The organism is Polynucleobacter sp. 71A-WALBACH, from assembly GCF_018882365.1.
In the GTDB taxonomy this organism is placed as follows: domain Bacteria; phylum Pseudomonadota; class Gammaproteobacteria; order Burkholderiales; family Burkholderiaceae; genus Polynucleobacter.
Map to the genome: position 1 here is coordinate 1 of NZ_JACVOP010000004.1, position 26,778 is coordinate 26,778.

At 46.1% G+C, this 26,778-nt stretch carries 28 protein-coding genes and 1 pseudogene; 21 read left to right on the forward strand and 8 right to left on the reverse strand.

Features of this window, described 5'->3' with window-relative positions; genetic code table 11:
- From ICN42_RS10710 to ICN42_RS10725, 4 genes and pseudogenes are all read left to right on the forward strand, one after another.
- Positions 1 to 115: pseudogene (locus ICN42_RS10710) on the forward strand (IS30 family transposase); the annotation flags it as partial.
- A gap of 164 nt (positions 116 to 279) precedes the next feature.
- Entirely contained in the window at positions 280 to 1,998 is a 1,719-nt protein-coding gene (locus tag ICN42_RS10715; protein ID WP_255539363.1) for a DNA internalization-related competence protein ComEC/Rec2, read from the forward strand.
- A gap of 16 nt (positions 1,999 to 2,014) precedes the next feature.
- Entirely contained in the window at positions 2,015 to 2,356 is a 342-nt protein-coding gene (locus tag ICN42_RS10720) for a hypothetical protein (RefSeq protein ID WP_216254581.1), read from the forward strand.
- 58 nt (positions 2,357 to 2,414) lie between these two features.
- On the forward strand, positions 2,415 to 3,074 hold the full coding sequence (locus tag ICN42_RS10725; protein ID WP_216254585.1) for a DUF6803 family protein: 660 nt from the start codon (positions 2,415 to 2,417) through the stop codon (positions 3,072 to 3,074).
- 48 nt (positions 3,075 to 3,122) lie between these two features.
- Here the strand turns inward: ICN42_RS10725 and ICN42_RS10730 are convergent, their stop codons facing one another.
- Positions 3,123 to 3,341: a hypothetical protein gene (locus ICN42_RS10730; protein WP_216254586.1), complete on the reverse strand. Its 219-nt coding sequence runs from the start codon at positions 3,339 to 3,341 to the stop codon at positions 3,123 to 3,125.
- Between the two features lie 253 nt (positions 3,342 to 3,594).
- On the opposite strand from ICN42_RS10730, the gene ICN42_RS10735 reads away from it, so the two are divergent.
- Positions 3,595 to 3,933, forward strand: coding sequence for a P-II family nitrogen regulator (locus tag ICN42_RS10735; protein WP_216254588.1), 339 nt, complete (start codon positions 3,595 to 3,597; stop codon positions 3,931 to 3,933).
- Here ICN42_RS10735 and ICN42_RS10740 read toward each other — a convergent pair.
- Genes ICN42_RS10740 through ICN42_RS10750 form a run of 3 tightly spaced genes read right to left on the reverse strand, consistent with a single transcriptional unit; the run spans position 3,920 to position 10,863 of the window.
- Positions 3,920 to 4,843, reverse strand: coding sequence for a transglutaminase family protein (locus ICN42_RS10740; RefSeq protein WP_216254590.1), 924 nt, complete (start codon positions 4,841 to 4,843; stop codon positions 3,920 to 3,922). The genes ICN42_RS10735 and ICN42_RS10740 overlap by 14 nt on opposite strands.
- A 9-nt stretch (positions 4,844 to 4,852) precedes the next feature.
- Complete coding sequence (locus ICN42_RS10745) at positions 4,853 to 7,456, reverse strand: circularly permuted type 2 ATP-grasp protein (protein ID WP_216254592.1); 2,604 nt, start codon at positions 7,454 to 7,456, stop codon at positions 4,853 to 4,855.
- Positions 7,457 to 7,467: 11 nt separating this feature from the next.
- Positions 7,468 to 10,863 carry a DUF2126 domain-containing protein gene (locus ICN42_RS10750; RefSeq protein ID WP_216254593.1) on the reverse strand — a complete coding sequence of 1,132 codons (3,396 nt, stop codon included), beginning with the start codon at positions 10,861 to 10,863 and terminating at the stop codon, positions 7,468 to 7,470.
- A gap of 172 nt (positions 10,864 to 11,035) precedes the next feature.
- On the opposite strand from ICN42_RS10750, the gene ICN42_RS10755 reads away from it, so the two are divergent.
- Genes ICN42_RS10755 through ICN42_RS10775 form a run of 5 tightly spaced genes read left to right on the forward strand, consistent with a single transcriptional unit; the run spans position 11,036 to position 13,908 of the window.
- On the forward strand, positions 11,036 to 11,695 hold the full coding sequence (locus ICN42_RS10755; protein WP_216254595.1) for a glutathione S-transferase family protein: 660 nt from the start codon (positions 11,036 to 11,038) through the stop codon (positions 11,693 to 11,695).
- A 2-nt stretch (positions 11,696 to 11,697) separates the two neighbouring features.
- Complete coding sequence (locus ICN42_RS10760; protein ID WP_216254596.1) at positions 11,698 to 12,135, forward strand: cupin domain-containing protein; 438 nt, start codon at positions 11,698 to 11,700, stop codon at positions 12,133 to 12,135.
- A complete protein-coding gene (locus ICN42_RS10765) occupies positions 12,126 to 12,464 on the forward strand; it encodes a hypothetical protein (RefSeq protein WP_216254599.1) in 339 nt (112 codons plus the stop codon). Before ICN42_RS10760 ends, ICN42_RS10765 begins: the two co-directional genes overlap by 10 nt.
- Positions 12,464 to 13,681: a polyhydroxyalkanoate depolymerase gene (locus ICN42_RS10770; RefSeq protein ID WP_216254602.1), complete on the forward strand. Its 1,218-nt coding sequence runs from the start codon at positions 12,464 to 12,466 to the stop codon at positions 13,679 to 13,681. Before ICN42_RS10765 ends, ICN42_RS10770 begins: the two co-directional genes overlap by 1 nt.
- 14 nt (positions 13,682 to 13,695) lie before the next feature.
- Positions 13,696 to 13,908, forward strand: coding sequence for a hypothetical protein (locus ICN42_RS10775; RefSeq protein ID WP_216254605.1), 213 nt, complete (start codon positions 13,696 to 13,698; stop codon positions 13,906 to 13,908).
- Here ICN42_RS10775 and ICN42_RS10780 read toward each other — a convergent pair.
- Together ICN42_RS10780 and ICN42_RS10785 are read right to left on the reverse strand one after the other, a co-directional pair.
- Positions 13,905 to 14,399 carry an acyl-CoA thioesterase gene (locus tag ICN42_RS10780; RefSeq protein ID WP_216254608.1) on the reverse strand — a complete coding sequence of 165 codons (495 nt, stop codon included), beginning with the start codon at positions 14,397 to 14,399 and terminating at the stop codon, positions 13,905 to 13,907. The genes ICN42_RS10775 and ICN42_RS10780 overlap by 4 nt on opposite strands.
- A 49-nt stretch (positions 14,400 to 14,448) precedes the next feature.
- Positions 14,449 to 15,417 (reverse strand): tripartite tricarboxylate transporter substrate binding protein BugE, encoded by a 969-nt coding sequence (locus ICN42_RS10785; RefSeq protein ID WP_216254611.1) that lies wholly within the window; start codon positions 15,415 to 15,417, stop codon positions 14,449 to 14,451.
- A gap of 386 nt (positions 15,418 to 15,803) precedes the next feature.
- On the opposite strand from ICN42_RS10785, the gene ICN42_RS10790 reads away from it, so the two are divergent.
- The 11 genes from ICN42_RS10790 to ICN42_RS10840 all read left to right on the forward strand — a co-directional run bounded on the left by ICN42_RS10790 (position 15,804) and on the right by ICN42_RS10840 (position 25,232).
- Positions 15,804 to 17,189, forward strand: coding sequence for an integrase family protein (locus ICN42_RS10790; RefSeq protein ID WP_216254615.1), 1,386 nt, complete (start codon positions 15,804 to 15,806; stop codon positions 17,187 to 17,189).
- A 26-nt stretch (positions 17,190 to 17,215) separates the two neighbouring features.
- Positions 17,216 to 17,539 carry a type II toxin-antitoxin system RelE/ParE family toxin gene (locus ICN42_RS10795; protein ID WP_255539364.1) on the forward strand — a complete coding sequence of 108 codons (324 nt, stop codon included), beginning with the start codon at positions 17,216 to 17,218 and terminating at the stop codon, positions 17,537 to 17,539.
- Positions 17,536 to 17,832 carry an addiction module antidote protein gene (locus ICN42_RS10800; RefSeq protein WP_216254618.1) on the forward strand — a complete coding sequence of 99 codons (297 nt, stop codon included), beginning with the start codon at positions 17,536 to 17,538 and terminating at the stop codon, positions 17,830 to 17,832. Before ICN42_RS10795 ends, ICN42_RS10800 begins: the two co-directional genes overlap by 4 nt.
- Complete coding sequence (locus ICN42_RS10805) at positions 17,825 to 18,109, forward strand: HigA family addiction module antitoxin (RefSeq protein WP_370626035.1); 285 nt, start codon at positions 17,825 to 17,827, stop codon at positions 18,107 to 18,109. Before ICN42_RS10800 ends, ICN42_RS10805 begins: the two co-directional genes overlap by 8 nt.
- A 6-nt stretch (positions 18,110 to 18,115) precedes the next feature.
- Positions 18,116 to 18,811 (forward strand): hypothetical protein, encoded by a 696-nt coding sequence (locus tag ICN42_RS10810; RefSeq protein WP_216254622.1) that lies wholly within the window; start codon positions 18,116 to 18,118, stop codon positions 18,809 to 18,811.
- A 132-nt stretch (positions 18,812 to 18,943) separates the two neighbouring features.
- The gene (locus ICN42_RS10815) at positions 18,944 to 19,207 is read left to right on the forward strand and encodes a hypothetical protein (RefSeq protein WP_216254624.1); all 264 of its coding nucleotides are present in this window, start codon (positions 18,944 to 18,946) and stop codon (positions 19,205 to 19,207) included.
- Positions 19,208 to 19,265: 58 nt separating this feature from the next.
- Positions 19,266 to 19,889 (forward strand): hypothetical protein, encoded by a 624-nt coding sequence (locus tag ICN42_RS10820; protein WP_216254627.1) that lies wholly within the window; start codon positions 19,266 to 19,268, stop codon positions 19,887 to 19,889.
- Between the two features lie 26 nt (positions 19,890 to 19,915).
- Complete coding sequence (locus ICN42_RS10825) at positions 19,916 to 20,359, forward strand: hypothetical protein (RefSeq protein WP_216254631.1); 444 nt, start codon at positions 19,916 to 19,918, stop codon at positions 20,357 to 20,359.
- A 137-nt stretch (positions 20,360 to 20,496) separates the two neighbouring features.
- Complete coding sequence (locus ICN42_RS10830; RefSeq protein WP_216254634.1) at positions 20,497 to 20,709, forward strand: hypothetical protein; 213 nt, start codon at positions 20,497 to 20,499, stop codon at positions 20,707 to 20,709.
- Positions 20,706 to 21,206: a hypothetical protein gene (locus ICN42_RS10835; RefSeq protein WP_216254637.1), complete on the forward strand. Its 501-nt coding sequence runs from the start codon at positions 20,706 to 20,708 to the stop codon at positions 21,204 to 21,206. The genes ICN42_RS10830 and ICN42_RS10835 overlap by 4 nt, the downstream gene beginning before the upstream one ends.
- Before the next feature lie 114 nt (positions 21,207 to 21,320).
- Complete coding sequence (locus tag ICN42_RS10840; protein ID WP_255539365.1) at positions 21,321 to 25,232, forward strand: ATP-binding protein; 3,912 nt, start codon at positions 21,321 to 21,323, stop codon at positions 25,230 to 25,232.
- A gap of 408 nt (positions 25,233 to 25,640) precedes the next feature.
- On the opposite strand, the gene ICN42_RS10845 is transcribed toward ICN42_RS10840, so the two are convergent.
- Positions 25,641 to 26,183 (reverse strand): hypothetical protein, encoded by a 543-nt coding sequence (locus ICN42_RS10845; protein WP_216254643.1) that lies wholly within the window; start codon positions 26,181 to 26,183, stop codon positions 25,641 to 25,643.
- 12 nt (positions 26,184 to 26,195) lie between these two features.
- The gene (locus ICN42_RS10850) at positions 26,196 to 26,777 is read right to left on the reverse strand and encodes a hypothetical protein (RefSeq protein ID WP_216254646.1); all 582 of its coding nucleotides are present in this window, start codon (positions 26,775 to 26,777) and stop codon (positions 26,196 to 26,198) included.
- Between the last annotated feature and the right edge of the window lies 1 nt (position 26,778).

The following is a 26,778-nucleotide window of genomic DNA, read 5'->3' on the forward strand; positions in this document are numbered from 1 at the left end:
CTCTCAAGCCAAGCTCAATGCAGTGGCAAGACAACTCAATGAACGACCTAGAAAAACACTAAACTATCAAACACCGGCAGAACGTTTTGCCCAATCTGTTGCATCGACGGGTTGAAATCAAGGTCGTAAGCAGACATTTGTAAAAAAATTATCCGAGCTTGCTTCCTGTTGGAGCCTCTGGATCGATGGGGTGTGGTACCTGAAAAGTCGGGATTGGTTTTAAAAGAAGCCCCCGGGTACCTATTGAGCTAAAAATATACCCAATATGATAGGTAGTAGTTGCACTTAATCTCTATTTCTGGGCTACATGTAACGATGCTTGCTGGATTTGGCGCCATGATTGCCGCCCTTGTGTGGCGCCGCCAGACTCTGCCGCTCTTCATTCCAGTTGGTAAGCTTGCTGCGGCAGCAGGGTTTCTGACGGCTTTTGTTTATGCCTGGTTGGCAGGATTTCAGATTCCAGCGCAAAGAACGATGTATATGGTGGGAGTGGTTGCTTTTGCACTATGGTCTGGTAGAAGTCCGCGTTCATTTGATATCTGGTGGTGGGCACTATTTTTTGTACTACTAATAGATCCGATGGCGCCTTACACGCCAGGGTTCTGGCTCTCATTTGGGGCGGTTGCAGCAATTTTGTATGCGATGCAGGATTCGGATGGTTTGCTGGGCCTTCCTACTGGTAGGGAGCTAGAGCTTCATTGGCGCTATAGAGTGATTCAAGCACTGCGTGAAGCTTGTCGGGTTCAGGCAGTCGTGACTATCGCACTTCTGCCATTAACCTTGTATTGGTTCTACCAAGTCTCGATAGTTTCACCATTGGCAAATGCTGTTGCCATTCCTGTGGTGAGTTACATCGTGACGCCTCTGGCTATTGCCGGCGCTTTGCTGCCCGACTTCATTGGTAAATGGTTGTTGATACCAGCCCATGCCACGATGGATTACTTGGCCATCATGCTTACTTGGATGGCTAGCTGGAGATGGGCGATCGCTTGGTCTAGTCAGCCTGCATGGTGGGCGCTAGTCCTGTCAACGATCGGCATTGTCATAGCTATTCGTCCTGGAGCCATTCAAGAGAGTTGGATGCCAAGAGTGGCCGGCCTCGCATTGTGTGCAACTTTATTTGTTCAGCCACTGAGCAATATTAATTTAAGCAATGGAGAATTTAGAGCGACGGTGCTGGATATTGGTCAGGGTACAGCCGTCCTGATTGAAACCAAAACAAAAAGATTGCTATACGACACTGGACCTATTCAGGGAAAAGACAATGCTGGCCAAAGAATTATCTTGCCGTACTTGAGGGGCAGAGGAATTAACCACATGGATCGCATGGTAATCAGTCACAGTGACAGCGACCATATTGGAGGTGCTGCCACGTTGCTTAAAGAAATCACATTTGATTCTATGATGGGGTCCTTGCCAAGCACTAATCCATTGCTCGCGAATTTAGAAGAAAGAAAGGTGCCCAGCATTCCTTGTCGATTTGGGCAACAATGGCTATGGGATGGGGTGAGTTTTCATATATGGCATCCGCATGAGCAGACGATTTTTGAGGATCAACATCCCAGAAAGCCTAATGAGGTTAGTTGTGTACTGGAAGTTCGTAACCAAACTACGTCATTTTGGCTAACGGGTGATGTGGAAAAGCAGGGTGAGGCCGATATCACCGAACGATTAACCCAAGCATCCCTCAAGAATCTCATGGATAAGAATTTGATCTTCATGGCGCCGCATCACGGTAGCAAGACGTCTTCATCCCAAGAGCTCTTAAGTGCATTAAGACCGGATGAGGCATTCGCTCAAAACGGGTATCGCAATCGCTATGGACATCCCCATCCAACTGTCACCGCTCGATACCAAGGTATGAGCATTCCGTTTTATCAAACTCCCACTACCGGTGCGCAGGTTTGGGAATTTCTATCTAAATCAGAGCTCAAGCAGAGTGAGCCAGTATTTTGGCGACTACATAGCAAGCGCTTGTGGCATCGGCAGCCCCAATAAGGCGTAAACTTAAAGCATGAAGAGATTCATCGCGCTACTTTTTCTCAGCTTCTTTGTCAGCCAAATCAACGCTGCGATGATGCCTGTTGATTTAAATTTGGCGAGTAGTATAGTGGTGACTTCTGGCCATGACAATTGCCAAGAGGCAACGCAAGCTAGCCATCATGATGGCGCTAACTCAAGTACTTATTCTAAGGCTAGCGCTACTCATTATTGCTGTGCTGTTATTGCTATCATCATTAGCTCACCAACATTCTCTGTATCCAAGCAGCTTGAAGATTACTGGCTGAGTGATTCTGAACAGCCTATCTCAATCATTGCTGAGTCGATTTACAAACCCCCAAAAAATTATTTGTAATTACTTTTGATTGCGGCATTTTGATGCCTTTGAATAATTTCCGTTTTGGAGAATCGTAATGAACATGACTCACTATATGCAGTTATTGGCTGACAACCAGCCTTGGAATCTGTTGATCTTTATGGCTATACCAATAGTGCTTGCCGAGACCCTAGCAATTACCGAGCTCTACATTCTATTTACTCGCAAGTTTGATGGTTTTGTCTATCATCTCAATCGCTTCTCGGGCACCACGGTAGGTTTGTACTTTATTGGTGTTATTGGATATTTGATGACTACGGCTGTTGTGCCCATCACCAAGAATCATGAGTGGCGCACAGTCATTGATGTGATTGCGGTAGGTAGTTATTTGATTGGGGGCTTACCTTTAATTTGGATTGCCCTTCAAGAGTTTGGTTTTGTAAACAAAGCCTTGGATCAAATGGGCAAACTCAAGATACATGCGATTTGCGTCGCATTGTTTTTGGTGTTTGGGCACATTGCCATGATTACCGGCATGCTCGACCCATCCTTGCTTGGCTATAAGGGTTCCGACGTCCATCAAATGACTGGTGGTGCTGGGTATGAGCAATGTGACCCAGCAATGCACTCGCAGATGATGCAAATGCACCAGCAGATGATGGGTGATATGACTCCTGAGCAAATGAAGCAAATGCAAAAGCAAATGCCTATGACTGGTGGAAATATGCCAATGGGTAATTCAGGCCATACCCATTAATTTAAATCAGCTTTTAGACTAAACCGCCTTCGGGCGGTTTTTTTATTGCTAAGCTTCAATCAGGACAAACTCACCTAAAGACAGTTTTTCCCTAAACTGAGAGAATGAAAATTGAGCCTTACTTGCGCCTGCATTGAGTATTTCAATTTTCCCTTCTGGCGTTAGATTTGCTAAATACTCTCCTGCTGGAAACAAGATCTCGGTGAGATTATTTCTGGTTGTGGTGTAGGCGCTAAGTACTAAGCCTTTGGTAATTTCAATACGCATGCAGTATCTTAAATACTAAAAATTAGTACTAAATTAGTCACTGCACTCTTTATAAGGCTATCTGCACCAACTTGGGTTCATTTTGGGTTCCGGAGGCATTGCATGCTGCATCGACAAGGATTGGGGTGCGGATCATCCTTCACCCTATATGCACAGTCTTAGTGCAAATATTTTTTTGAATGTAATTAAAAAAATGTCTAATGAATTTATAAGTAATTTTGTGCAACGCAGTAATCATTTTTGATGGCTGGCTATGAAACTAATCACTGCAATTATTAAGCCCTTTAAGTTGGATGAAGTTCATGAGGGCCTCGCTCATATAGGAATTAATGGTATGACTTCGTATGATGTTCGAGGATTTGGTCGCCAAAATGGCCATACTGAGCTTTATCGGGGTGCTGAATACGTGATTGATTTTCTTTTGAAGCTCAAAATCCAAGTTGCTGTTAGCGATGAGCAATTGGATGATGCGGTTCAGATAATTTCAAGAGCTGCATTTACTGGAAAAATTGGCGATGGCAAGATTTTTGTGAGCCCACTACAGGAGGTAATTCGTGTTAGAACAGGTGAGTCAGGCGCTACAGCTCTATAGGCCTTACTGTGACAGCTACATCCAAAATATGATCTGCGCCACCATGAATGACGCCTCGAATTGGCGAAACATCCCCGTAGTCACGTCCATATGCAAGATGGACATAGTCCTCACCTGGCGAATCAAAGCCCCAGCGATTATTAGTAGGGTCTAAATCACACCACGCACCAGGACCTAAATTACCCTTGCTATCAATCATGGGTATATAAACAGACGCCCAGGCATGAGAGGCATCGCCACCGATAAGGCGGGCCTGCCCAGGTGGCGGATTTGTCAAGATATAGCCGCTGATGTATTTTGCTGGCAGTCCAATACTACGCATTGTCGTAATTAGAATGTGCGCAAAATCCTGGCAAACCCCTTCCCGATTTTTGAGTGCCTCAATGGCTGGGGTATTCACATCTGTACTTTTACTGACGTAATGAAACTCGCTGTAGATACGACGCATTAAATCAATAGCAGCATCGAGAATAGGGCGATGGGCTGTAAAGTTGGCGCGCGCAAATTCTGCAAACTCGGCGCTGGGGATAATATATTCTGAGGCAAATAAAAACTCTGAGGCTGGATCCCAATGGGTGCCAGAGTGGTAGCGAAAGTATTCACGAACCGTTTCCCATGAAGGACTCTTGTGGGCATCAAAATAAGTAAATGATGATTTTCTGGTTTGAATTTCAGATTTTGCAGAAATTACCAGCGATCTATGGCGCGTCTCTAGGGAAAAATAAGTGCAAGTATTGCCGTAGATATCGCTATGCTCCTCTTGCCAAGCAGGCCTTGGATCAATGCAAAGCTCCGCTTGAATAAGCTCCTGAGTTCTTGTATTAGCAGGCTTTAGATGCGTTAAATGTTGGGCAATCTCTACGTTCGGATCGTATTGGTAGGTAGTGTCGTGGATGATCTCTAAACGCATGGCTAGGATTTAAGTTTGCACTCGGTAATCAATTTCATGTATCAAATTAAAGTAACGGGCGCTAATATCATCGGAAACACTCCAAGCGGAATGAGAGCAATTGCTAAAGCAATTTCTGAGATTGATGAGTGCTCCAGATCCATCTCGAATGCACAAAGTTTCTAATGAGTAATTCTGTAGATTGGTCACGCTACGAGTGAGCTCATCTGGTTGGTTGCGTTCCGTACCTGCCAATTTCGACAGTCTAGCTCTTAAGGCTTTGCTCACCCAGGCCAGAGAGCGGGGATTTTCATCGTCTAGCACTAGTAGCTCGATCAGGGGCTCTAGCTCCCGACTTTGTTGGTGCTGTGCATGGAAGGTGATAGTGCTATCAAAAAGCGCTAATAGTGCCATATAGCCTGAGCTATCTGCGCTAGGGTTATTGAGCAAACCGGAAGTCACTGCTAAGTCTAGGACTGAGGTTAGAAACGCAAGCCGTTCGATGTGGCGACCAATGGACAGGAGCTGCCAGCCATCATCGCGCGTCATGCGGTCGGTTTGTGCGCCAGTAATCGCGGCTAGCGCGCTATTGGCGCGATTTAATCCCTCAATTGCAAGGGAGGGTGAGAAGTCTTGATATGCCGTTGCCTTATGACAGGCTGATTGAAAGTTTTCAATACAGTAATTAATGGTGCTCCATTGCTCTGTTGATAAGCGCTCTCGTATATTGGAAGCAGTGCGTTTCATAGCGCGGAGGTTATACCCAACGCTAGTTACGTGATCATTTTTATCTAGACAATCTATCAATGTTCTTTCAAAGATACGATGGCGATTTTCGCTGTGATCCACATTACTCGGAACTCCTTCTGGTACTAAGCCGTACTGAGAGCAGAGCGTCTCTAGCCAATGCCATAATTGTTTGGAGGGGACATATTCGCTGTTGATGCTTTCTAAATAAAGCTTGGCTAATCGCAAGCTATTTTCACTGCGCTCAGTGTATCTTCCAAACCAATATAGGTTTTCAGCGGCTCGACTCGTCACTAGACGTTTTTTTTGTACTGAAGTCTTAGCTAGTTGCTGGGGAGGTAAAGTCTCTGTAAGGCTTTGCTTGGTGGCTTGCACCCAGACATCTGCGCTGCTTCCACCGCGTTGCATCGAGGCAATCCCAGAGTCTGAGGCAGCGATTCGTGCTAAGCCACCTGGTAAAACTTGCCAACCTTGGCCGCCATGGCTAAGTGCGAATACCCTCAACATATAAGAATGGGGAGCGATTAACGAGGCATCATTGAGATTAAAGGCATTTAGCCAAACGGGCATTTGAGCTAGGGGAATATAAGTCTGGACTGTGTAATCTTCAGGCTGACGCGTAATTCTGCCAATCCACTCATCGAGTTGAGACTTGCTAAGACCTCCACCAAGGCAGGAGTCATAGCTTGTATGACCGGGTGCATGCGGATAGGTTGGTTTAATAGCACTTGTTTCTAAGTGTGGGATCGCCGCCTCTAGAGCTGCCCTTTCTCCACACCACCAAGTATCCATAGCGGGCAACTGAATTTTTTCATTTAAGAGTCGTTCACTGATTCCAGGAAGAAATCCAAGTAATGCTGGGGACTCTAGAAATGCTGAGCCAGGTGCATTTGCCAGAATCACATTGCCAGCCCGAATTGCTTGTAGCAGTCCTGGAACACCGAGCGTGGAATCAGAGCGAAGTTCAAGAGGATCTAAAAACTCATCATCTAATCGTTTGAGTAAAACGTGAACTGGCTCAAGCCCTCTCACTGTTTTTAGAAATAAGTGCTGATCTCTCACAGTAAGGTCACTACCTTCGACTAAGGTCAGGCCCAAATAGCGTGCGAGATAAGCGTGTTCAAAGTAGGTTTCGTTATAAGGGCCAGGAGTCAGAAGGGCGATATGGGCAGTTGATCCGGCGGGGCTTTGGGATTTGAGAGAATCAATCAAGTCTCGATAAGCGTTGGCCAAAGGCGCAATCTGCATTGATTCATAGGCTTTGGAAAACTGCCTAGCGATTAAATTACGATTTTCTAATAAATAACCCAGTCCGGATGCAGCCTGGGTTCTTTGAGAAAGTACAGACCAGTTACCATCGGGTGCGCGTGCTAAATCAAATGCAATGATGTGAAGATGCTTATTACCGCGGGGTTGAACGCCATGCATCGACCTAAGATATCCTGGGTGACCGTGAACCAGGGCGGGCGGAATTAGTCCCTCCTTGAGTAAATTTTGCTCACCGTAAATGTCCGACATCATTGCTTCAAGCAGGCGCGCTCTTTGCAGAACGCCACATTCAATTTCCTGCCAAGCAGGCGCATCAATAATCAATGGAAACAAATCTACGGACCAAGGACGTTGAGGACCATACTCATCTGCGTAGACGTTATAAGTAATGCCATTTTCTCGAATCTGTCGATTGAGTTCCTGAGTTTTCTGATCTAAGTCCGCTAACCCTGTTGGCTCTAGTTGATCAAAGAATGTTTTCCAATGCCCAGCTAGCTGAGAGTCATTTTGATGTAGCTCATCAAAATGCCCGCTCTTTGCTAAAGGCGCGAGTTGACTGACTTCTTCGGTAAGGGAGGAGTATTCGTTGTTGGAAGGGTTGGCTTGATGAGAATCCACGGTTTATTGTCTCACCGGCGCATATCCAGTGTGAACGGAAATTCCTGGCTAACCGCTAGATTAATGTTGGCCTGAATTCCTTCGACTTTCCCCGGGGTGTGGCCCATCCGGAAAAAGCGTGACAGTCTGCGGCTCTCGGCTTCATAAGCATTAATTGGAAAGGTGTCGTAATTGAGGCCGCCTGGGTGGGCAACATGGTATTGACAGCCTCCAACAGAACGTTTCATCCAGGTATCAATTACATCAAATGTGAGGGGGGCATGAACGCCAATACTGGGATGAAGGCTCGATGGCGGATTCCAGGCTTTATAACGGACGCCCGCGATATATTCTCCAGCAATGCCGGTGGGTTGCAATGGCAATGGCTCACCATTGCAGGTGATGGCATAGCGACTCTGGTTTAAACCTGTAATGCGAACTTCTAGGCGCTCGATTGAGGAGTCTACATAACGAGCTGTGGCACCGGATGCATTCTCCTCACCCATGACGTGCCAAGGCTCGAGTGCATTACGTAACGTAATTTCTGCACCCATTGTTTGTACTTGGCCAATTAGTGGGAAGCGGAACTCTAGGTGCGGCGCAAACCATTCGGCTTTAAAGTCATAACCTAAACTCTGCATCTCTTCAATAATGTCCGCAAAATCCATCTTAATGAAGGTGGGCAGTAGGCATCGATCATGAAGTTCTGTGCCCCAGCGTGTTGCTGGCGCTAAGTAAGGCTGGTCCCAAAAGCGAGCAATCAGCGCTCGAATGAGGAGTTGCTGAACAATACTCATTTGGGCGTGTGGTGGCATCTCAAAGGCGCGTAACTCAAGCAAGCCTAATCGTCCGGTTTGACTATCAGGTGAATACATCTTATCGATGCAGAACTCACTCCGATGGGTATTTCCAGTGACATCGATCAAGATATTTCTGAGGGTTCGATCCACAATCCATGGCGGCATACTTGTCCCAAACTTTTCACGGTTCTTATGAATCTGTTCAAGCGCTATTTCTAATTCGTAGAGTTGGTCGTTCCGCGCCTCGTCGACACGAGGTGCTTGGCTTGTAGGGCCAATAAACATGCCGCTAAACAGGTAGCTCAAGCTAGGATGATTGTGCCAATACAAAATTAAGCTAGCCAGTAATTCTGGGCGTCTTAAGAAGGGGCTATCGATCGGAGTGGCGCCACCCATCACAAAGTGATTTCCACCACCAGTGCCAGTGTGTCGACCGTCGGTCATGAATTTCTCAGCGGAGAGTCGAGATTCAAAAGCGGCGTTGTAAAGAAACTCGGTATGCGCTACTAATTCTTTCCAGTTGTGTGCGGGATGAATATTGACTTCGATCACGCCGGGATCTGGTGTTACCTGTAAAAGTTTCAAACGAGGATCGCGTGGAGGAGGGTAGCCCTCCATCACAATTTGAAATTGCAACTCTTCGGCCGTTGCTTCCACTGCTTGTACCAGGTTGAGGTAATCCTCTAAGCGCGCTAAGGGTGGCATAAATATATAGAGCGCACCATTCTTGCCGCCATGGGCGTTTTCTGCCGCAGGCCCATTCGATCGCATCGGATCACGTGTTTCTACACATAGAGCTGTTCTGGTTATCCACGCCGCCGATTCTTGACGTACAGGTGTGCGAACTTCTTCAGACTGGCTCCACACGCTAGAGCGAGTGGCGGAGTTATCTTTACCTAAAATACGGAATTGTTGCTGAATGGGTGTAAATGAAGCTAGCGGTGGTTTTGGCGCAAAGGGGTCTTCCTCTATAAGGTAGGGATAGTCAGCCTTGCTTGTCCAGGGCAGTGAATCTAATGGGAGTCGATAACCCATTGGTGAATCGCCGGGAAGCAGTAATAGTCGATCATCACGATAGATCCAGGCGCCAGTCTTCCATTGAGTATCAAGATAGCCGTGACCCTTACCCGCTTCAATTGGTAATACATAGCCGATAACTGAATCCAGTTTTTGAGTGAAGACTCGCTTTAAGCGGGTGCGCTCCATTTCATCATCGAGATTAGATTTGAATGGATCAACATTTACCGGAAGCTTGGATTCTCGCCAGAGGTAGTAGAAGGTATCCTCATAGGCGGGTTCGATAAAGCGATCTGGTAACCCCAAATTTTTCGTAAGCGTATGAATAAAGCGATCGGCATCTTTGCTGGTGTAAGTAATGGGATGGGACTCATCAGCGAAGAGTTTGGGGTTTTTCCAGATTGGCGTGCCATCGGCCCTCCAGTAAATCGAGAGAGCCCAACGTGGCAATTGTTCTCCCGGGTACCATTTACCCTGACCAAAATGCAAGAAGCCGCCATCACCATATTCGGCCCGTAACTTTCCAACTAAATCTGTTGCATAAGCTCGTTTTGTTGGACCCAGGGCATCGATATTCCACTCGCGCTCATCACGTCCGTTGACGGATACAAAGGTTGGTTCACCGCCCATTGTGAGGCGCACATCACCAGCCACGAGCTCTTCATCCACCTGCTCCCCAAGCTTCAGAATCTCGCCCCACTGTTCTTCTGTATACGGCTTGGTGACACGGGGAGATTCATAAATTCGGGTCACTTCCATGGTGTGCTCGAACTCAACCTCACACTGATCAACACCACCTTCGATGGGTGCCGCTCCAGATGGTTCTGGGGTACATGCAACTGGAATATGACCTTCGCCAGCCATTAGTCCTGAGGTTGGATCAATACCAATCCAACCGGCCCCTGGTAAATACACTTCACACCAAGCATGAAGATCAGTGAAGTCGACTTCGGTGCCGCTGGGCCCATCTAAAGATTTAACGTCAGGCTTTAATTGAATGAGGTAGCCAGATACAAAGCGTGCCGCCAGACCGCAGAGACGCAGTAAGTTGACCATCAGCCACGCGGAGTCACGACAGGAGCCACTTCGTAAATCAAGCGTTTCATCAGGAGTCTGTACTCCAGGCTCCATACGAATGAGATAGCCAATGTCGCTTTGTACTTTTTGATTAATCTTGACTAAAAAATCAATCGTACGCATTTCGCTACGATCAATTGTCTTGAAATATTTATTTAGTGTTGCATTGCGCATTCTTCCGAGATAGGGGCGCAATTCTTTTTTAAGATCCGAGCTGTAGGTAAATGGAAAATTTTCAGCATCTGGCTCGAGAAAGAAATCAAATGGGTTATACACCGCCATTTCAGTCACCAGATCTACGGTGACCTTAAAGCGCGTTGTCGCCTCTGGAAAAACCAATCTGGCTTGGTAGTTCGAGAATGGATCCTGTTGCCAATTAACAAAGTGCCCTTCAGGCTCCACTTTGAGAGAGTAAGAAAGAATATGGCTGCGGCAGTGAGGGGCCGGTCTCAGGCGAACGACCTGAGGACCCAGTTTGACTGGACGGTCATATTGATATTCGGTGACGTGATGGAGGGCGGCATGGATAGACATGTTGAAAGTCTATGTGTGCACCAATATGCAGAATTATTGCAGTGCACATAATTAGTGCCAAAAATCAGCTTACGCCCAACATTGGGTAAAAGAGGTCAAAAAAAGAGCATTTTTTAGTTTGACTGATATCTGAGGGGAATAAGTTGTAGTTGCACCCTTACCGAAAGTTGATATGCCCAAGCAAACCACTCTGACGATTAGTAGCAAAAATTATTCATCCTGGTCCTTACGCGGTTGGCTCATGCTGAAACTGTCTGGCCTTGCGTTTCAAGAGGTTCAGGTTGCGCCAGATGATGTTGATAACCGCGCCGAATTACTTTTGCTATCACCTTCTATTTTGGTGCCTCGATTGGATCATGATGGTTGCAAGGTCTGGGACACCCTCGCAATTGGCGAGTATCTCAACGAGTTAAAGCCAAAGGCCCATCTCCTTCCAACAGATCCGGTCGCTAGAGCGTACTGTCGCTCGATCTGTGGAGAAATGCACTCAGGATTTTCCGCGCTCAGAGCTTCCTTACCCATGAATATTAAGGCGAAATTTGATTCATTCAAGGTGTGGTCTAAAGCACAGATTGATATCAATCGTATTTTAGTGATTTGGCAAGATTGCCTCTCTACTTATGGCGGACCTTTTCTTTTCGGAAAAGAGCCTACGCTAGCTGATGCCATGTTTGCACCAGTAGTGACGAGATTCCTGACATACAACGTTGAGTTAGATAAGGCTTGCGAAAGCTATTGCAAGCACATCATGGCTTTACCGGAGATGAAGGAGTGGGTGATGGACGCCCTTGAAGAACCCGATGACATTGAAGAACTTGAAGTGGAGTTTTAATCATGAAAACACCTGCTGAATTTAAAAGTAACACCCAGTTTTCCCATGTAAAGCCTGGCGATACCCAGTTTCTTCCAGGAGGCTTAAGAGATTTTTTTCTTTATCGTGATCTTGGCGTGGCTAAGGCCACTAATGGCAAAGTGATTGCGCATTTAGTCAAGGCTAATAAGCCGCCCGTTAATGGCACTGGCTGGCACTATCACGTTGCCGAGTTTCAGATTGTGGTGATGACCAAGGGTTGGGCGCGCTTTATGTATGAGGACAAACCAACCTTAGTAGAGGCGGGAGATGTGGTGCATCAAATGCCCGGGATTGTTCACTACCTTTATGACTACTCTCCAGATATGGAGTACATGGAGATTGTTGGGCCTGCAGATTTTGGTTCTGTGCCAGTGGCCATTGGTCCGGCGGAAGTGCCCGGAGTAACGACATGGAAGTAGTAAAAACGATTAATCCACTAGCTTCAGATTTTGCGGTTCTGTTTCAGAGAATCATGAGTCTCGCTCAGGAGCTTGATGGTATGCGTGAGCATTATCGCGAACTCTATCAAAGGATTGAGTCTGGGGAAATTGGAGTTGAGGAGGGTAATCCACCTGATCTTCTAAAAGAATTCCATGTTGCAGGGTTCGTGCACCTTTCCATCGTCGCTGCGCGTTCAGCACAGACAGCAGCCATTATCGCCAACGATGTTTCTCTTAGTCGTGTTTTTGATCCTTCACTAAAGGATTACGAGCGTGCATTTCGCCATATAGAAAGTAGGTCTAGTTAATGATGTATCGCGCCTATCAAACGTTTGCAAATCTGCATAATCCAATTCGCTTATTTGCGAGTGCTTCTGAGCGCGTGTCAAACAATTGGTTTGGAAATTTCACTCTCAACCCTATGCAGAGATTAGCTGCACACTATGAGCAAATTTCATTATTAGGATTTACGCATACTCGGCCGGACTTTAAGATTAAAGAGGTGGTAGATTCCTTGGGCGAGAGTAAGGTAGTTTCTGAGGAGATTTTGCATTCAACCCATTTTTGCAACTTGATACGTTTCAAAAAGGATGGGATAGAGGGTCAGCCGAAGATTCTATTGGTAGCTCCGATGTCAGGGCACTTTGCGACTTTACTTGCGGGCACAATTAAAACGCTGCTCAAGGACCACGAAGTTTATGTCACCGATTGGTTGAATATTCGGGATATTCCATTGAGTTGTGGTGAATTTGATTTTGACTCCTATATCGAGCACATCATTCAATTCTTGCAATATATTGGCCCTGGTACCCATCTGATGGCCGTTTGCCAGCCAACGGTAGCCTGCTTGGCGGCAACTGCCATCATGTCGGAGGATGCTAATCCCTGCATCCCCGCCAGCCTCATTCTGATGGCTGGTCCGATCGATGTAAATCAGAGCCCCACAAAAGTGAATGAGTTAGCTACCAGTAAGCCTATGTCATGGTTTGAGGAAAAATTGATTGGCATTATTCCCGATCAATTTGGTGGAGTGGGGCGTCGGGTATATCCTGGATTTCTACAGTTGATGGCATTTATGAGCATGAATCCCGAGCGCCATGCCGATTCATTTAAAAAACTTTACGAGTATCGCGTCAACGGCGATAACGAAAAAGCTGATGTGATTCATGATTTTTATGAAGAGTACTTTGCCATCATGGATTTATCGGGGCCATTCTATCTAGAGACGATTCGCAAGGTATTCCAGGATTGCGATTTACCGAATGGCAGATTGATTTATCAAGGTCGCTTAGTGAACCCGAAAGCGATTAAAAAAACCTTTCTGCTGACAGTAGAAGGCGAGCGTGATGATATTTGTGGCATAGGACAAACGTTAGCAGCCCAAGATCTTTGTAGCGGCTTACCTGGGTACATGAAATCTCATCATTTACAGGCTGGTGTTGGCCATTATGGCGTGTTCAACGGCAAACGTTGGGATACCCAGATTTATCCTGTAGTACGTAATGTTATTCAATCATCTTTGTGAAGATAGGAGAAGGTATGCAAATATTCGTCACTAGAAAAATCATCGCCAGAAAGCGTTGCGATGATGGCACTGATAAAGGTTGTAGCTCTTTGACGCCGGGAAAATATTCTGCAAATAAAACCAACGATGGCGCATTAGAAATTTTGCAGTCTAGTGGGGAACCTCTTTACCTATTGCCGTTTATTTGGTGGGAAAGAATGGAAGAGGGCGATATCCTGCTGACTTAATTGGAGACTGCTTCGCTTTTTCGGATTTGAGTAAATTTTTCTTCAAATTGACGACGCATTTCTCTCCTGAGTTCTGCGGCCTTTTGGCGCCGAACCTCATCTGGATTTGATGGGTGAAACGCGGGCACATGAACTGGCTTACGATTCTCATCCATCGCAACCATCGTTAAAAAGCAACTATTAACGTGCCTTGTTTCCTGAGTGAGGATATCTTCTGCAATGACCTTGATACCCACTTCGATTGATGTGTTGCCTGTGAAGTTGACTGAGGCAAGAAAAGTCAGTAACTCACCCACATGAATAGGCTGACGAAAGGTCACCTGATCTACGCTGAGAGTGACTACGTGCCGACCGGCATAGCGACTGGCGCAGGCATAGGCAACTTGGTCTAATAATTTTAGAACGTCACCCCCATGGACATTGCCAAAGAAATTCGTTTTATCAGGCGTCATCAAGATGGTCATGGTGAGCTGATGGTTTGGCAGATTCAAGGGGTGACCTTTTGTAGCAATGGGTATCAAAAAAAGTGTTATTGAAAAATTACTCTAATTCTAATTTCTGCTTGGCAACAACGCCTTTATAAGTTGCATACTCTGCAGCGATCTCCTTGGAGAACGCTTCGGGACCATTGACGTTAATGATCGAGCCAGTATCTTCAATACGCTTTCTCACGGCAGGATCTAAAACTGCTTTTTGAGCTGCCGCATAAATCTTATCCACCACCTCTTTAGGAAGGCCTGCTGGACCTAGTAGACCGTAGTAAGCCATTCTGTTGGCTGGAGCTAAACCTACCTCTGCAAATGTTGGAACATTTGGCAATTGGGCCAGTCTCTTAGGGGCCGCAATCACAATTGGAATGAGTCGACCATCTTTAATAAAGGGGAGGGCGGAGGGTAAGTTATCAAACATGATGGGCACTTGTCCTGCCACCACGTCTACTAAACCAGGCCCCGCACCGCGGTAGGGGATGTGTACGATAAAAGTTCCAGACAAACTCTTGAAGAGCTCTGTTTGCATATGACCAATCCCGCCAGTTCCAGAGCTTGCATAAGAATATTTACCGGGATTCTTCTTAATAACCTCCATGAAGGTTTTGAAGTCACGGGCAGGGAATGATGGGTTCACCACAATCACATTGGGTGTCGCAGCAATATTGGTAATTGCTGTGAAGTCTTTTATCGGGTCGTAACCAATCTTGGCATTAATTGCAGGATTGGATGCAGTAGTCGAGACTGTCGCAATGCCTAGGGTGTAACCATCCTTGGGCGCACGCATTACTTCCAGTGCACCCACTGATCCACCTCCACCGGCTTTATTTTCAACAATGACAGGTTGACCTAATTGCTTGCCCAGGGGATCAGCCATGCTGCGCGCAATGATGTCGGTACTCCCACCAGGAGCAAATGGAACGATGATCCTAATTGGCTTAGTGGGATAGGTTTGGGCGATTGCACCAAAACTAATGAAAGAGCCGCAGGCTATTGCGATCAGTTTGCTTACAAATGTCATTACTCATTCTCCGAAATAGGTAATTTATCAGGATCATTTATTGACCCCTAAGTGCAGAATAGTAGACGACCAGAAGTGTTGAAAGCGATCTTTTCCCTAATATGGGGCGTAATAGCGATATTCCAAAGCCCAGAAAAGCAAAAAGGCTTCTGAGTCAATTGACCTAGAAGCCTTCTACTTATTTGGTTGCGGGGGCAGGATTTGAACCTACGACCTTCGGGTTATGAGCCCGCATATAATGGGGTTTACCCGTATTACTCTACATTCCCATATTGACCATAAAACCCTTTAAATACAATGATTTAAGATTTTTTCTATATTTTTTGTGTTGATTTATATTTCCATATTTTGCTATTATTTGTCTACGATATGTCTACGGATTTCAGATGATAGCTAAAAAAGTGAATTTCACAGCCGGGAGGGTAGATGGCTTTGAATGCGAAAAAGGCAAGCAACAAAGCTTCTATTGGGATGCTAAAACTCCTTCTTTGGGGCTTAGAGTTACGGCAACAGGGAAAAAGACCTACATCTTTGAATCAAGAATAGGTGGAGCCCTATCCCCCACGCGACTGACCATAGGTGATACGCGTACCTACACAATCAACCAAGCTCAAGCAGAGGCAACACGCCTTAAAGCATTAACCGATCAAGGTATAGACCCTAGAGAGCTTGTTAAAGCCAAAGAAAAACAAGCACAGGCAAAGAGGGCCGAAGAAAAGAGCAAAGAGCTTTTGGTTAGTGAGGTTTGGAATGAATATCTTGAGTATCAAAAAGATAAGATGACGCGCCCTCATATAGAGCGCGGCAAGAAGTGGGGTGCCAGGCACCTCAAAGACCATGAGAATTTATCTCAGGCGGGCGGCGAGGTAAGAAAGCGCAGTAAAGAAAAAACTAAGGCAGGTGTTTTATATCCTCTCATGTCTATGCGTATGGCTGACATTAATGCCGACGTTCTAAAAGATTGGCAAAAATTAGAAGCCTCAACTAGAGCAAATAATGCTCGCCAAGGTTTCGAAATGTTTAGAGCTTTTTGGCGTTGGTGTGCAATTCGGCCTGAGTTTGCGCGGATTATTGATGTCAATGCAGTAGAGAGTAAAGAGCTGCGCGATGAAGTGCCAAGTCGTAAAAGCAAGCGTTTTGATGTATTGGACCGAGCCCAGTTAAAGCCATGGTTTAAGGCGGTTAATTCCCTAAATAGCAAAGTTGCTAAAGCCTACCTGCAAGCGGTAATTCTGACGGGTGCGCGACGGGAAGAAATGGCAAATTTGAAATGGGTTGATGTTGATTTTCAATGGGGCGCAATATGGCTCAAGGATAAAGTGGTCGAGGAGGGTAGAAAAATTCCACTCACTCCGTATCTAAAAAGCCTAATTGAGAGCCTACCAAGGCGCAATGAGTGGGTTTTTAGTAGTCCCACTTCAAAAGAAGGTAGATACGCCGACCCTAGCGTATCGCACTATCGCGTCCAAGAACTTGCGGGGCTCATAAGTGTTGATGCTAACGGAGAGAAGTCTCCGCCCGTCACAATTCACGGATTAAGGCGCACTTTCGCTTCATTAGCTGAGTGGGTAGAAATGCCCGTGGGGATTGTTGCCGAAATTATGGGGCATAAGCCCAGCGCAACGGCAGAGAAACACTATAAATCACGCCCCTTAGAGTTATTGGGGATTTGGCATACCAAGTATGAAGCTTGGATATTAGAGCAGGCCGGTATTGAATTTAAGCCTCAAGAGGGGGCGCAATTGCTTAAAGTGGTTGGCGGCACAAATTAATTGACGGTATTCCAAAAGATACTATAATGAAAATCAGAATATACACCGACATGCAAGGCAAGGCGCCTTTTGAGGATTGGCTTCATGGCTTAAAGGACGTTCAAGCAAGGGCAAAGATTCGCGCTCGGCTGGCTAGAGTTGAAGCCGGAAACTTTGGAGACTGCAAAGCATTACGCGCAGGAGTTCAGGAATTAAAACTTGATTACGGGCCGGGCTACCGGGTGTATTTAAGTAGGCAAGGCGATGAGATTGTTCTATTGCTATGCGGCAGCGATAAGAGCGACCAGGACCGAGCTATTAAGCAAGCTATTGAGTATTTGGAAGACTGGAAAAAACGAGGTAAGCCATGAGCAAACGAGATAAAAGCTATGAGGACAGTCTAACTCTTTCGCTAACTGACCCAAAAGAGGCGGTAGCGTATTTGGATGCCGTCATGGAGTTAGAAGATCAAGGAGCGCTATTGGTGGCATTGCGCCAAGTGGCTAAAGCGCATGGCATGGCAGAGGTAGCCCGTTGCGCGTCATTGGGAGAAAAAACATTGTTTAAGTCATTGGCTGAGGGCGGTAACCCTACGCTAGACACCATGAATAGAATCTTGCATTCCATTGGTTTACGGTTGAGTGTAGCTGAGCTTCATGCGTAATCCATCTCACCCTAGCGAAGTGTTGCGGGAATGGGTGCCTGAGAATTTAACGGTAACAGATGCGGCTGAGCAATTGAAAGTCTCACGCTCTATCTTTTCCAAGATATTGAATGGAAAAGCGGGAATATCTGCGGACATGGCGCTCAGGCTATCCGCATGGCTTGGTACTTCACCGGACTTGTGGCTTGGTATGCAGCTGCAATGGGATTTGTCGCAGGCCAAGAAGAGCGGCATTCCGAAGATTAAGCGTTTGGCGGTCAACGGTAAAGAGGCTTAACGTCTTATGAAAAAACAACATAAGAGTCGTGAGAAGAATCTGCCCGGCACAAGCAATGGAAATAATTCTTCTCTAAATACATCACTAATCCAGGATAAGCTAGACGATGCGTTAGATGAGGCAATAAATCTATATAAAAGCGCAGCTAAAAGGCTTGGGGTAAAGATTGATGTAGAAGGTTGTAAGTCAAATCTACGAGATTCGGATAATTGGGCTGCTTTGAAAAAAGCCTACGAATCTCCTGAAGAACGCCAATTACTTGGTGCCTATGTGTCAGCGCGAGAAGCCTTGTACTCCCTAAGTGGAAGAGTTGAGAAAGCCAAGATTCTGGGTAGCGATATGAATCAGGCTGATATATCTCATCTCCTAGATTCATTTCGGTTGCTTGGGGTGGCCAGTTACTGCATCTTTGATGAGTATCTTCAAGAGGATTTCGCAGAGGCAAGGGGCGCGAGTTTGAGAGATGCAAGAAAAGTGCGCCATGAGCCGACAATAAAAATGCGTAATGAGGCCAATAGACTATATAAATTAGGTAACTTTAAAAGTAAAAATCAAGCCATGATTAGTCTAAAAGGGCTGCTAATTGACTTTGCCAAGAGGGGTGATGTTAATTTCAAATTCAAGAGCAACAATATTGAGCAAACTATTTACGAATGGCTTCTTTACCCGGAAGGTAAGCCGAAGAGAAAAGCAGCTAAATAATGTTGTTTAAAACTCACAGTGTCTCTGCAGAGACACTGATGGTCTCTGCAGAGACCATCTATCCGTAGGGCATCGTATTGCATAAATTGACTATGTACCGAAATTCGTCGGGATATAAAGGAGTCAATCATCATGCAATTACCAGACTTAGCAACAACAGAAGTATTTGCGAAATCGGCTAAATGTTCACCAAAAACCGTTAGGAAAAACTACTGCTTAACAGGGCATTGTTATGGCATCAAACCTGTAAAAATTGGCGGGCGCCTATTGTGGCCCATCTCTGAAATTGCCAGGCTCTTGAATGGTGAATTGTTAGGGGTGGAATCACGCAGCCACATTAGAAAAGAGATTGCGGAATATCAAGCCAGCGGGTATGCGGAGGTGTCCCATGGCTGAAGATAGACACCGTAGGGGTGTCGCTCAGTCACATCCTCAGAAGCAGATTGAGCCATTCGTGCAGATACCCTCAGAAGTTCTAAATAGTGCTGCCTATAAGGATTTGAGCTACTCAGCCAGAGCCATGCTTGTTGAGGCGCTTCATTTTTATAGAGGCAACAATAACGGATCTATATACATATCAGCCAAAACTGCCATTAATAGGGGTCTATCTAAAAACACTATGACCAAGGCAATAAAGGAGTTGATAGCACATGGTTTTATCTATCAAACTCGGCGAGGAGGAAGTCTTAGCGGCGTATGTAGCTTATTTGCAATTACTTGGAAACCTATTAATAGGTCTGATGGGCAATTCTTGAATCAATTTGTGAGTCATGCTTATCGCAATTGGAGTCCTGCTTTGAAAAAAAATGAGGGGTCGAAAATTGGGAGGGAGCAAGCTCAAAAATGGGAATGCCCATCAAAAAAGACTAAACCCAGGCCATCTAAAGGGGTGAATGGGAATACTCGGAATACAGAAATTTCATCTCATGCATCCCCAATTATTGGGAGCTACTTAGATATGCCATATATACAGCTAAACAACCCATTGAAGAGTGGGAAAACTTATCCAATGAATTGGATGGCGTTAAATCAAAAGCGTTTGAATCAGATGGAACTTGACAATCTGCGCAACAACTAAATTCAATTACCTTATAGGGAATAAAAATGACTCAGCAATTAACTAAGATTTACGAACTAGCCTATTTCATTGATCATGACTTGGATGAGGTTCATCTCGAGCAATCATCTGTGAATAGTGGGGAAGCAAATCTGATCAAGCTCAATAAACTTCATATAAAAATATTGGCTGAACAAATGAATCTGATTGAAGTTAACCACACAGCCCGGATGGGCCAAGTAATGCGTACTGAATTGGTTGAGCTCGCAGATGCTATCCATGAGCATTGGGGGGAGCTTTCTGATGATAAGCATTTGGACTTATGTCATCTAATCAGTGCTAAAACGCTTTACGAGAAGGTGCAAACAGTTTGCCGTATTGCTGGTTGTGATGTGGGGAATGATGGCGAAGCTGCTATCGCGGACATGCAGGCTATTGAAGGGGGTGCAGTAGGCCATACAAATACTCAACCCTCATTATTGGAGGTTTAGGTGTGAGGGAGGCCCTAATAGTGCCCTTGGGCGCGACCAACCAAAAGCTGAATTCTGGGGAAGGATGTGGGTCGGAAGATCAACCGCAAAGCCATCTGGCAGGCGGCGAACTGCTAGACCCCACCCCCTTAAATAGTATGAGCAAGATTAGGCTCAATGATGCTGAAACCATACGCATGGAGATGGCCAGGGTTTATAGAGATATGCGGATGGGGCGTATTGACACGCAGGACGGTACACGCTTGGCCTATGTCTTAGATATGGTGCGTAAAGCTCATGAGACTTGTGAGCTGCAGCGCCGGGTGGAGGTAATTGATCAGGTAAACAAGATGAGAAAGGTCAAAAAATGAATCAAAGACCATTAAGCGCAGCTTATGATGGGATGACTAGTAGAGAGCTTGCAGCAGCAGCCTACGCCCATGCCGATAATGAATTAGAGTCGCTGCGAATTAAAGCAGCAATTCCTTGGAAGACGTACTCCATGATGGATGTTCAGTTCATAGATGCTTTGGAGCATCTCCATCTCATGGGCTACTTATGGGCCAATGATTATTGGCGACTAGAATTTTTATATGCTGGTGATGTGCTTGGAATGGCGTATCACCATATTACAGGCGACATCAAGAAAAGAGACGGTTATGTGGAATTGCTGACAGGGTGGAAGAAAATCATTGCCGCCCATTTTGAAGCGTTAAAAGAGGTTTGCGAGGCGCATGGAATTGACTATAAGACAGTGCTGAAGAGGGTCAATATTGCAGAGGATGCGGATAGAACGGCCGGTCTTGACTTAGAATATAAGACAAGGGTAATCGCAGCGCTTGAGACTTTTTTGGCTGTTGGAGAATGATTTTTTCGCGTTCCGTTCGCTACCGCTCGGTGGCGCCGGTTGGGTTGCGGGATGCTTTGCCTGCTGAACAAAATCAAACTAGTTGTGCGAGCCGTTCTACGTTAAAGTTTGGCTATGTCACCCGCTCACAAATCGTTCTTGGCAGCACTGACTGGTTTCAGCAAAGGCCAGATTCGGCAAGCCGGGCAGAGATACTCGCCTGGGATAGATCCTCAAGCACCCAACCTAAGAATTGAATCACTCTTCACTGCGATCGAGAACGTGGCCTGTGGATCCAGAGCTCAATCAAGATTCCAGCTAATCTTGGATGAGTTTTGCGTGGCTTGGGATTTTGCTGGACACTGCAGTCAACATCGCGAATTAATTGAGCTAGCAATGAAGGATGCGCGCGTATCCTTACCATCTCTAATGGTCCGCCTGCGTGCACGCGATGCGAGGGCGGGAGAAGAATGGTCGGATCGATTTTCTGATCTTGAATCTAGGTTATCGGCTGATATGGCGCACTGGCGTGCAGAGGAGGCTAAGCTGCAGTCTGCCGATGGAGGCGGTAGCTACTCTTCTGCGCGGAATACTATCCACGGCAACATGAGTGCCATCGGCAGGTGTTTAAACATCGTTCGTGACGAGAAAGAGCATATCCAGAATCCGGCTTTCAAAGTTTTGTTTGATCCGCAGATCCTGGTAAGTGGTGAGTGGGGTACGGGCAAGACACATCTGATGTGCGATTTTACGCAAGACCGAATTGATCGCAGCCAAGCTACTGTCCTTGTTCTGGCAAAGAACTTCCAAGGCAGCGTTGTTTCAGAAATCTGTGCTCAGATTGAAGCTGGGAGTACGGTAGCTACAGTGTTTGATCGGCTTGAAGAATTAGCAAAAGAGACTGCAGAGCGCGCGATCATTATCATCGACGGTGTAAACGAGGGTCGACGTCATGAATGGCGAGAAGCGGTTGCCAAAATCCAATTGCTTGTTGCTGACCGGCCGAACATTGGCTTGATCATCACGTGCCGGACGCCGTTTGAACCTATAGCCATTGAGCGGAAAGGCTTAGAGAAATTTCACAAGATCACGCACATCGGTTTCGATGATCAAGAGTTTGACGCGCAGGCAGCATTTTTTCGGCATTACAATCTGCCGCTGACTGAAGTGCCGTTGCTCGACAGAGAATTTTCACGGCCACTCACGCTGAAGTTGATTTGCCAATCCCTTCAGGATCTTACGGGAAAAAAGTTGGCGCAGGGATTTGCAGGTATTGCTTCAGGCCAAAAGGGAATGACTTATATTCTTGAGTCGTTCGTTAATCGGATTGGTAAGCAGATTGAGCGCGAGTATGGTTTGAGGGGCAAAGGGTGCTGGGAATTGCTGAAGGGAAATGATCAGATTATTGACATACATCTCACTGGGTTTGCGCCTTGTATGGCAGCCAATGTTCGTGGCTACATTCGTCCATCAGAAGCCGATCGAATCATAGCTGCCAATTACCCAACATTAAGACCAGCAGAGAGGCGGAGATTGCTTGATGCGCTCCGAACAAGCGGGCTCATCGAGGAGGATGTGATTTGGTACTCAACCGACTCCGACCTTAAGTCTCGGGTCATATATCGACTTCCCTATCAACGATTCAGTGATCACTTAATCGCGCGGCATTTGTTGAAGACGCATCTCAATTTGACTTCGGTTTCAACAATCAAAAGAAGTTTCATGGGTAAATCTCCGCTCGCGCAGATATTTCGGATGTCCAATCGTTATCACCAAGAGTATGCGGAGCCAGGATGGGCACAGGCACTAATTACTGAATTTCCAGAGCGCGTGGGGAATCGACTGCCGCGTAAAGAACGTGAACTTTTTTTCGTATTGCCCGTACGGGCTCAGAACTTAAATGCTTATTTTGGCCCATTCATTGAAGGAATCTTTTGGCGAGATCCTGCGGCATGTACTCAGGGTACGCGGATCATCATTAATCAATATCTAAATACGAGGTCGCGGCGGATATGGGAGCAAATGGTTGACGCGTTGGCTGCTGTTTCGACGAAGCCAAAGCACCCCTATCACGCTCGTCGTTTGTACGATTTTTTGGCGGCTTATTCAATGCCGGACCGCGATCTTAAGTGGTCGGAATACCTACGGCGTCGGTACGCATCCCCAACGATTCACCGACTATTAACTTGGGCAGAGAGGCTCAATGCAGCAAACATGACGCATAGCTCTGCGACGCAACTCGTTGTATTGCTTTCCTTGGTTCTTACGACGGTCGTTCGCGGTGACCGCGACTTGGCGACAAAGGCGCTTGTGTTGATTGGTGAAAAGTTTCCTGAAGTGCTTTTTACTCACGTCGTGATGAGCCTTGGATTCAATGATCCTTATGTGCCGGAACGTATGTTGGCCGCTGCGTATGGGACGACCTTGTCTTTGGTGGACTCGGAGATGAGGACGACTTTTCGACCAATACTTGGCGATTTTGCAAAAACTATTTACCAAAAGATGTTTGTGCGAGGTGCATGCTATGCAACCCACCATACATTGATGCGAGACTATGTGCTCGGCATCATCGAGATTGCTCAGCGCGCGAATTGTGTCATCCTACCTAAAACTGCGAGCCGCTATCTTACCGCGCCTTTTCCAAATACACCCTCGACATTCGCAAGTGATGGTACGCCTGATCCAGTCGTGAAAGAATCGATTGGTCATGCCATGCGCATGGACTTTGAAAATTACACGCTTGGGCGCTTAATCCCAAATCGGGCGAACTATGACGATAAAAACACAGACTATGTTCAAGTTCGAGCGAAGATAGAACGGCGTATATTTGACCTAGGGTATCGAGTAGAGCAGTTCAAAGAGATTGACATTGGAATCGGCAATACGTCATGGAATGCATCTGATCAAACGAAGGTGGATCGCTATGGGAAGAAGTATTCCTGGATTGCTTATTTTGAAATGTGGGGTGAGCGCGAGGCCGCTAGAAAGCTGCCGGATTGGCATCTTGGAGAGAGAACTTCTGATTGCGGAGTTGACCCAAGTTTTCCAAAGCGTCCGCCAGACTGGACACCGCCAATCCCAGATCTATTTGGCAATTCCAACATTAACACTGAATCCTGGGTGGAGAGTGGTTTTACTCCACAATGGGAATCATTGCTTGTTGTTCCCGAAATTAACAATAATCTAGGTGATTGGGTGCTCTTGGGGGGCTTCATCCGCGGTGTCCAAGAGATTTGTGATCGAGAGATTTTTGCTTTCTTGCGCGGGGTGTTTGTCGCACGCAAGGATGTTAGTAGCCTCAGGGATAAATTCCTTGCTTTGAATTACCCCGGGAATAATGAGATCCCCGAAGGAGCTACAGAGTACTATCTCTACGCTGGAGAGGCAGGGCGCCGTCAAAACTACGTACAGACTCTTTATCAGCAGAACGGTCGGTACCATCGACAAATCGTGCGGGCCTTTGACCAATATGTGCCCGAATATTTCAAAGAAAAAACTTCAAGCGCCCATGGAAGAGTCGGGTCTATGAGTGATGAAAGAGGTGAAACGGACGATCTCTTGATGGGCCTAATCAACCCACCCATCAAGACAATCCTCATCCCAGGCGTTCCCCTGGAGCTCCCATTCATTCATTTTGGTTGGGAATCGTACCATTCATCGTATAACGAATTCTCAGGCTTTGATCTTCCCGCGCCAAGCTTGATCCAGCACCTTGATTTGGCGAGCAAGAATCGTGAGATCGATTTCTATGATTCGATGGGTAATCTAGGAACTATCTATCGAGAGGCTGGGGATGGGTGGGGTGGAAATCGATTTGGCCTCTTATACATTCGCGCTGATCTCCTTCGTCGTTACCTGACGGACACACGCCAAATTCTGGCTTGGTGCAACTGGGGGGAGCGAGATTGGTTAAACAAAATGGATGGTCATGACCTGATCCGTAATTCTGCTAGACAACGGATATATCAAGCTCATGGCCACATTCATCGTTCATTTTCTCAATGGTCTGCCAAGGACTCGAAGATCATCCAGTGCAACTGCGTTTAGTTCTGGAAACCCTAGTTTCGGACGAAGTACTCCCACATCAAGCTTTCTTGAGTGGTCGCTTCGGTCGGGCTACAGGGGGTGGGTAGAAATTAATGACTGCTCTTAGGTGAATTGATATGTCGTCAGCTTCCTTTGATTAGAGTGACCACTATCACCAACCTACTTTTAGCAACTCTTATTGAGTGAAAATAAGAGGGATTACTTTTGGTTGGAAGTGCGTGTTCGCGCTGCGATGAAACTTTAATGACAGCATCCTTTTGAAGAAGCCCCCGCAGGGCAATCTGGAAAGCTTACATTGAAGTAAGACTCGCTCCAGCCGTTTACGAGGGCTATTCCCACTTTTGGTGAGAATTGGGAAATTTTACCGTAGAGGTATCGCGCTAGTAAAAAAACGCCGATCAACAACGGTTATTCAAAAATTAAGTCAATCCGCCTGATATTAATTTCGTGTTGATGAACCTCAGGCTGCCCCTCTTCATCGACCTCTACAAACTTTGGATCAGATAAATCAAAGAAACTATCACTGCATAGAAGCTCAATAGAAGCAGTGACAAAGTTTGCACTACGAACATCATGAAGAATGCTGGAAAGTGTGCATGAATCATCAATCGACCAAATAATGCTTGTCTCAAATTGCTTCCCGGCATGATCAAAGCGAAATATTCTGGAGTCCTCATCCTCTATTTCAAATATAGAATTTGATGATCCATAAATACGCAGATTGGTGGTGTGGTTTGTAAACAATTTATGGATGATGGGTCGGCGTCTGAGCAGATAGTAGTCTTGTACCGTAGGCTTAAACATTAGCCCCTCAATGGAGAGTGCGCTAGTGATTTCAGGCCAGCCTTCATTTTCAATGATGGCGGCATCAGATCGGTAAGAGGTGCAAACTCCACCCTTAAGGCTTCTCCAAAAGGAAAGATATACCGTGTGTTTTGTCTCTGGATTCACAGTAGGGATCTCCTAAAAACAGTAACTCGTGCCACCGTAGTAATTGCAGATGCGGGGTGGCGGCGTGATGGATTGCCCAAATGAGTTAGTAAAAGCCTTGCCAATACCATTAAGCAAAGTCGCTATTGCAGCATTATTGGCTGGATTTTGTTGGGGTGGTTGATATTGCTGCGGTGCTTGATATTGACTATAAAACTGACCTACTTCTTGTGCCGCTTTCATGACGGCAAATCGCTCTAATAGGGCTTGACGAAACGTATCCGTTGCGGAGTTATCAAGTTCACGGATTTGGCTCTCTGAGAGGTGGTAGCGCTCAGCAAACTGAGCTATCACGAGATTTTGCTTATTGATACTCGCAAACAATACATCTTTTGGATAAAGTGAGTCTGATAATGCGACTACTTTTTGTGCTGCTTCAAGATTGGATAGCTCTTTGTTTTTTACCTGGAGATCTAATTGCTTTGCTGCTTTGCTAAATTGATCAAATTTAGTAGCGCACTGAGGTTGGTAGTAGTCGCATAAGTCATTTTGAGATAAGGCCGCGGTTGAGGTTAGTCCGCACGTAATTAACAATAGCCACTGAATAGATTTCATG

Bases quoted from the DNA above. Each gene is read 5' to 3' on its own strand.
- ICN42_RS10750 (WP_216254593.1), bottom strand. From the start codon at position 10,863: ATGTCTATCCATGCCGCCCTCCATCACGTCACCGAATATCAATATGAC.
- ICN42_RS10730 (WP_216254586.1), bottom strand. From the start codon at position 3,341: ATGCGTATTGAAATTACCAAAGGCTTAGTACTTAGCGCCTACACCACA.
- ICN42_RS10765 (WP_216254599.1), top strand. From the start codon at position 12,126: ATGGAAGTAGTAAAAACGATTAATCCACTAGCTTCAGATTTTGCGGTT.
- ICN42_RS10720 (WP_216254581.1), top strand. From the start codon at position 2,015: ATGAAGAGATTCATCGCGCTACTTTTTCTCAGCTTCTTTGTCAGCCAA.
- ICN42_RS10735 (WP_216254588.1), top strand. From the start codon at position 3,595: ATGAAACTAATCACTGCAATTATTAAGCCCTTTAAGTTGGATGAAGTT.
- ICN42_RS10810 (WP_216254622.1), top strand. From the start codon at position 18,116: ATGAAAAAACAACATAAGAGTCGTGAGAAGAATCTGCCCGGCACAAGC.
- ICN42_RS10830 (WP_216254634.1), top strand. From the start codon at position 20,497: ATGAGCAAGATTAGGCTCAATGATGCTGAAACCATACGCATGGAGATG.
- ICN42_RS10800 (WP_216254618.1), top strand. From the start codon at position 17,536: ATGAGCAAACGAGATAAAAGCTATGAGGACAGTCTAACTCTTTCGCTA.
- ICN42_RS10835 (WP_216254637.1), top strand. From the start codon at position 20,706: ATGAATCAAAGACCATTAAGCGCAGCTTATGATGGGATGACTAGTAGA.
- ICN42_RS10790 (WP_216254615.1), top strand. From the start codon at position 15,804: ATGATAGCTAAAAAAGTGAATTTCACAGCCGGGAGGGTAGATGGCTTT.
- ICN42_RS10770 (WP_216254602.1), top strand. From the start codon at position 12,464: ATGATGTATCGCGCCTATCAAACGTTTGCAAATCTGCATAATCCAATT.
- ICN42_RS10795 (WP_255539364.1), top strand. From the start codon at position 17,216: ATGAAAATCAGAATATACACCGACATGCAAGGCAAGGCGCCTTTTGAG.
- ICN42_RS10815 (WP_216254624.1), top strand. From the start codon at position 18,944: ATGCAATTACCAGACTTAGCAACAACAGAAGTATTTGCGAAATCGGCT.
- ICN42_RS10805 (WP_370626035.1), top strand. From the start codon at position 17,825: ATGCGTAATCCATCTCACCCTAGCGAAGTGTTGCGGGAATGGGTGCCT.
- ICN42_RS10775 (WP_216254605.1), top strand. From the start codon at position 13,696: ATGCAAATATTCGTCACTAGAAAAATCATCGCCAGAAAGCGTTGCGAT.
- ICN42_RS10725 (WP_216254585.1), top strand. From the start codon at position 2,415: ATGAACATGACTCACTATATGCAGTTATTGGCTGACAACCAGCCTTGG.
- ICN42_RS10850 (WP_216254646.1), bottom strand. From the start codon at position 26,777: ATGAAATCTATTCAGTGGCTATTGTTAATTACGTGCGGACTAACCTCA.
- ICN42_RS10840 (WP_255539365.1), top strand. From the start codon at position 21,321: ATGTCACCCGCTCACAAATCGTTCTTGGCAGCACTGACTGGTTTCAGC.
- ICN42_RS10825 (WP_216254631.1), top strand. From the start codon at position 19,916: ATGACTCAGCAATTAACTAAGATTTACGAACTAGCCTATTTCATTGAT.
- ICN42_RS10740 (WP_216254590.1), bottom strand. From the start codon at position 4,843: ATGCGTTTAGAGATCATCCACGACACTACCTACCAATACGATCCGAAC.
- ICN42_RS10760 (WP_216254596.1), top strand. From the start codon at position 11,698: ATGAAAACACCTGCTGAATTTAAAAGTAACACCCAGTTTTCCCATGTA.
- ICN42_RS10785 (WP_216254611.1), bottom strand. From the start codon at position 15,417: ATGACATTTGTAAGCAAACTGATCGCAATAGCCTGCGGCTCTTTCATT.
- ICN42_RS10755 (WP_216254595.1), top strand. From the start codon at position 11,036: ATGCCCAAGCAAACCACTCTGACGATTAGTAGCAAAAATTATTCATCC.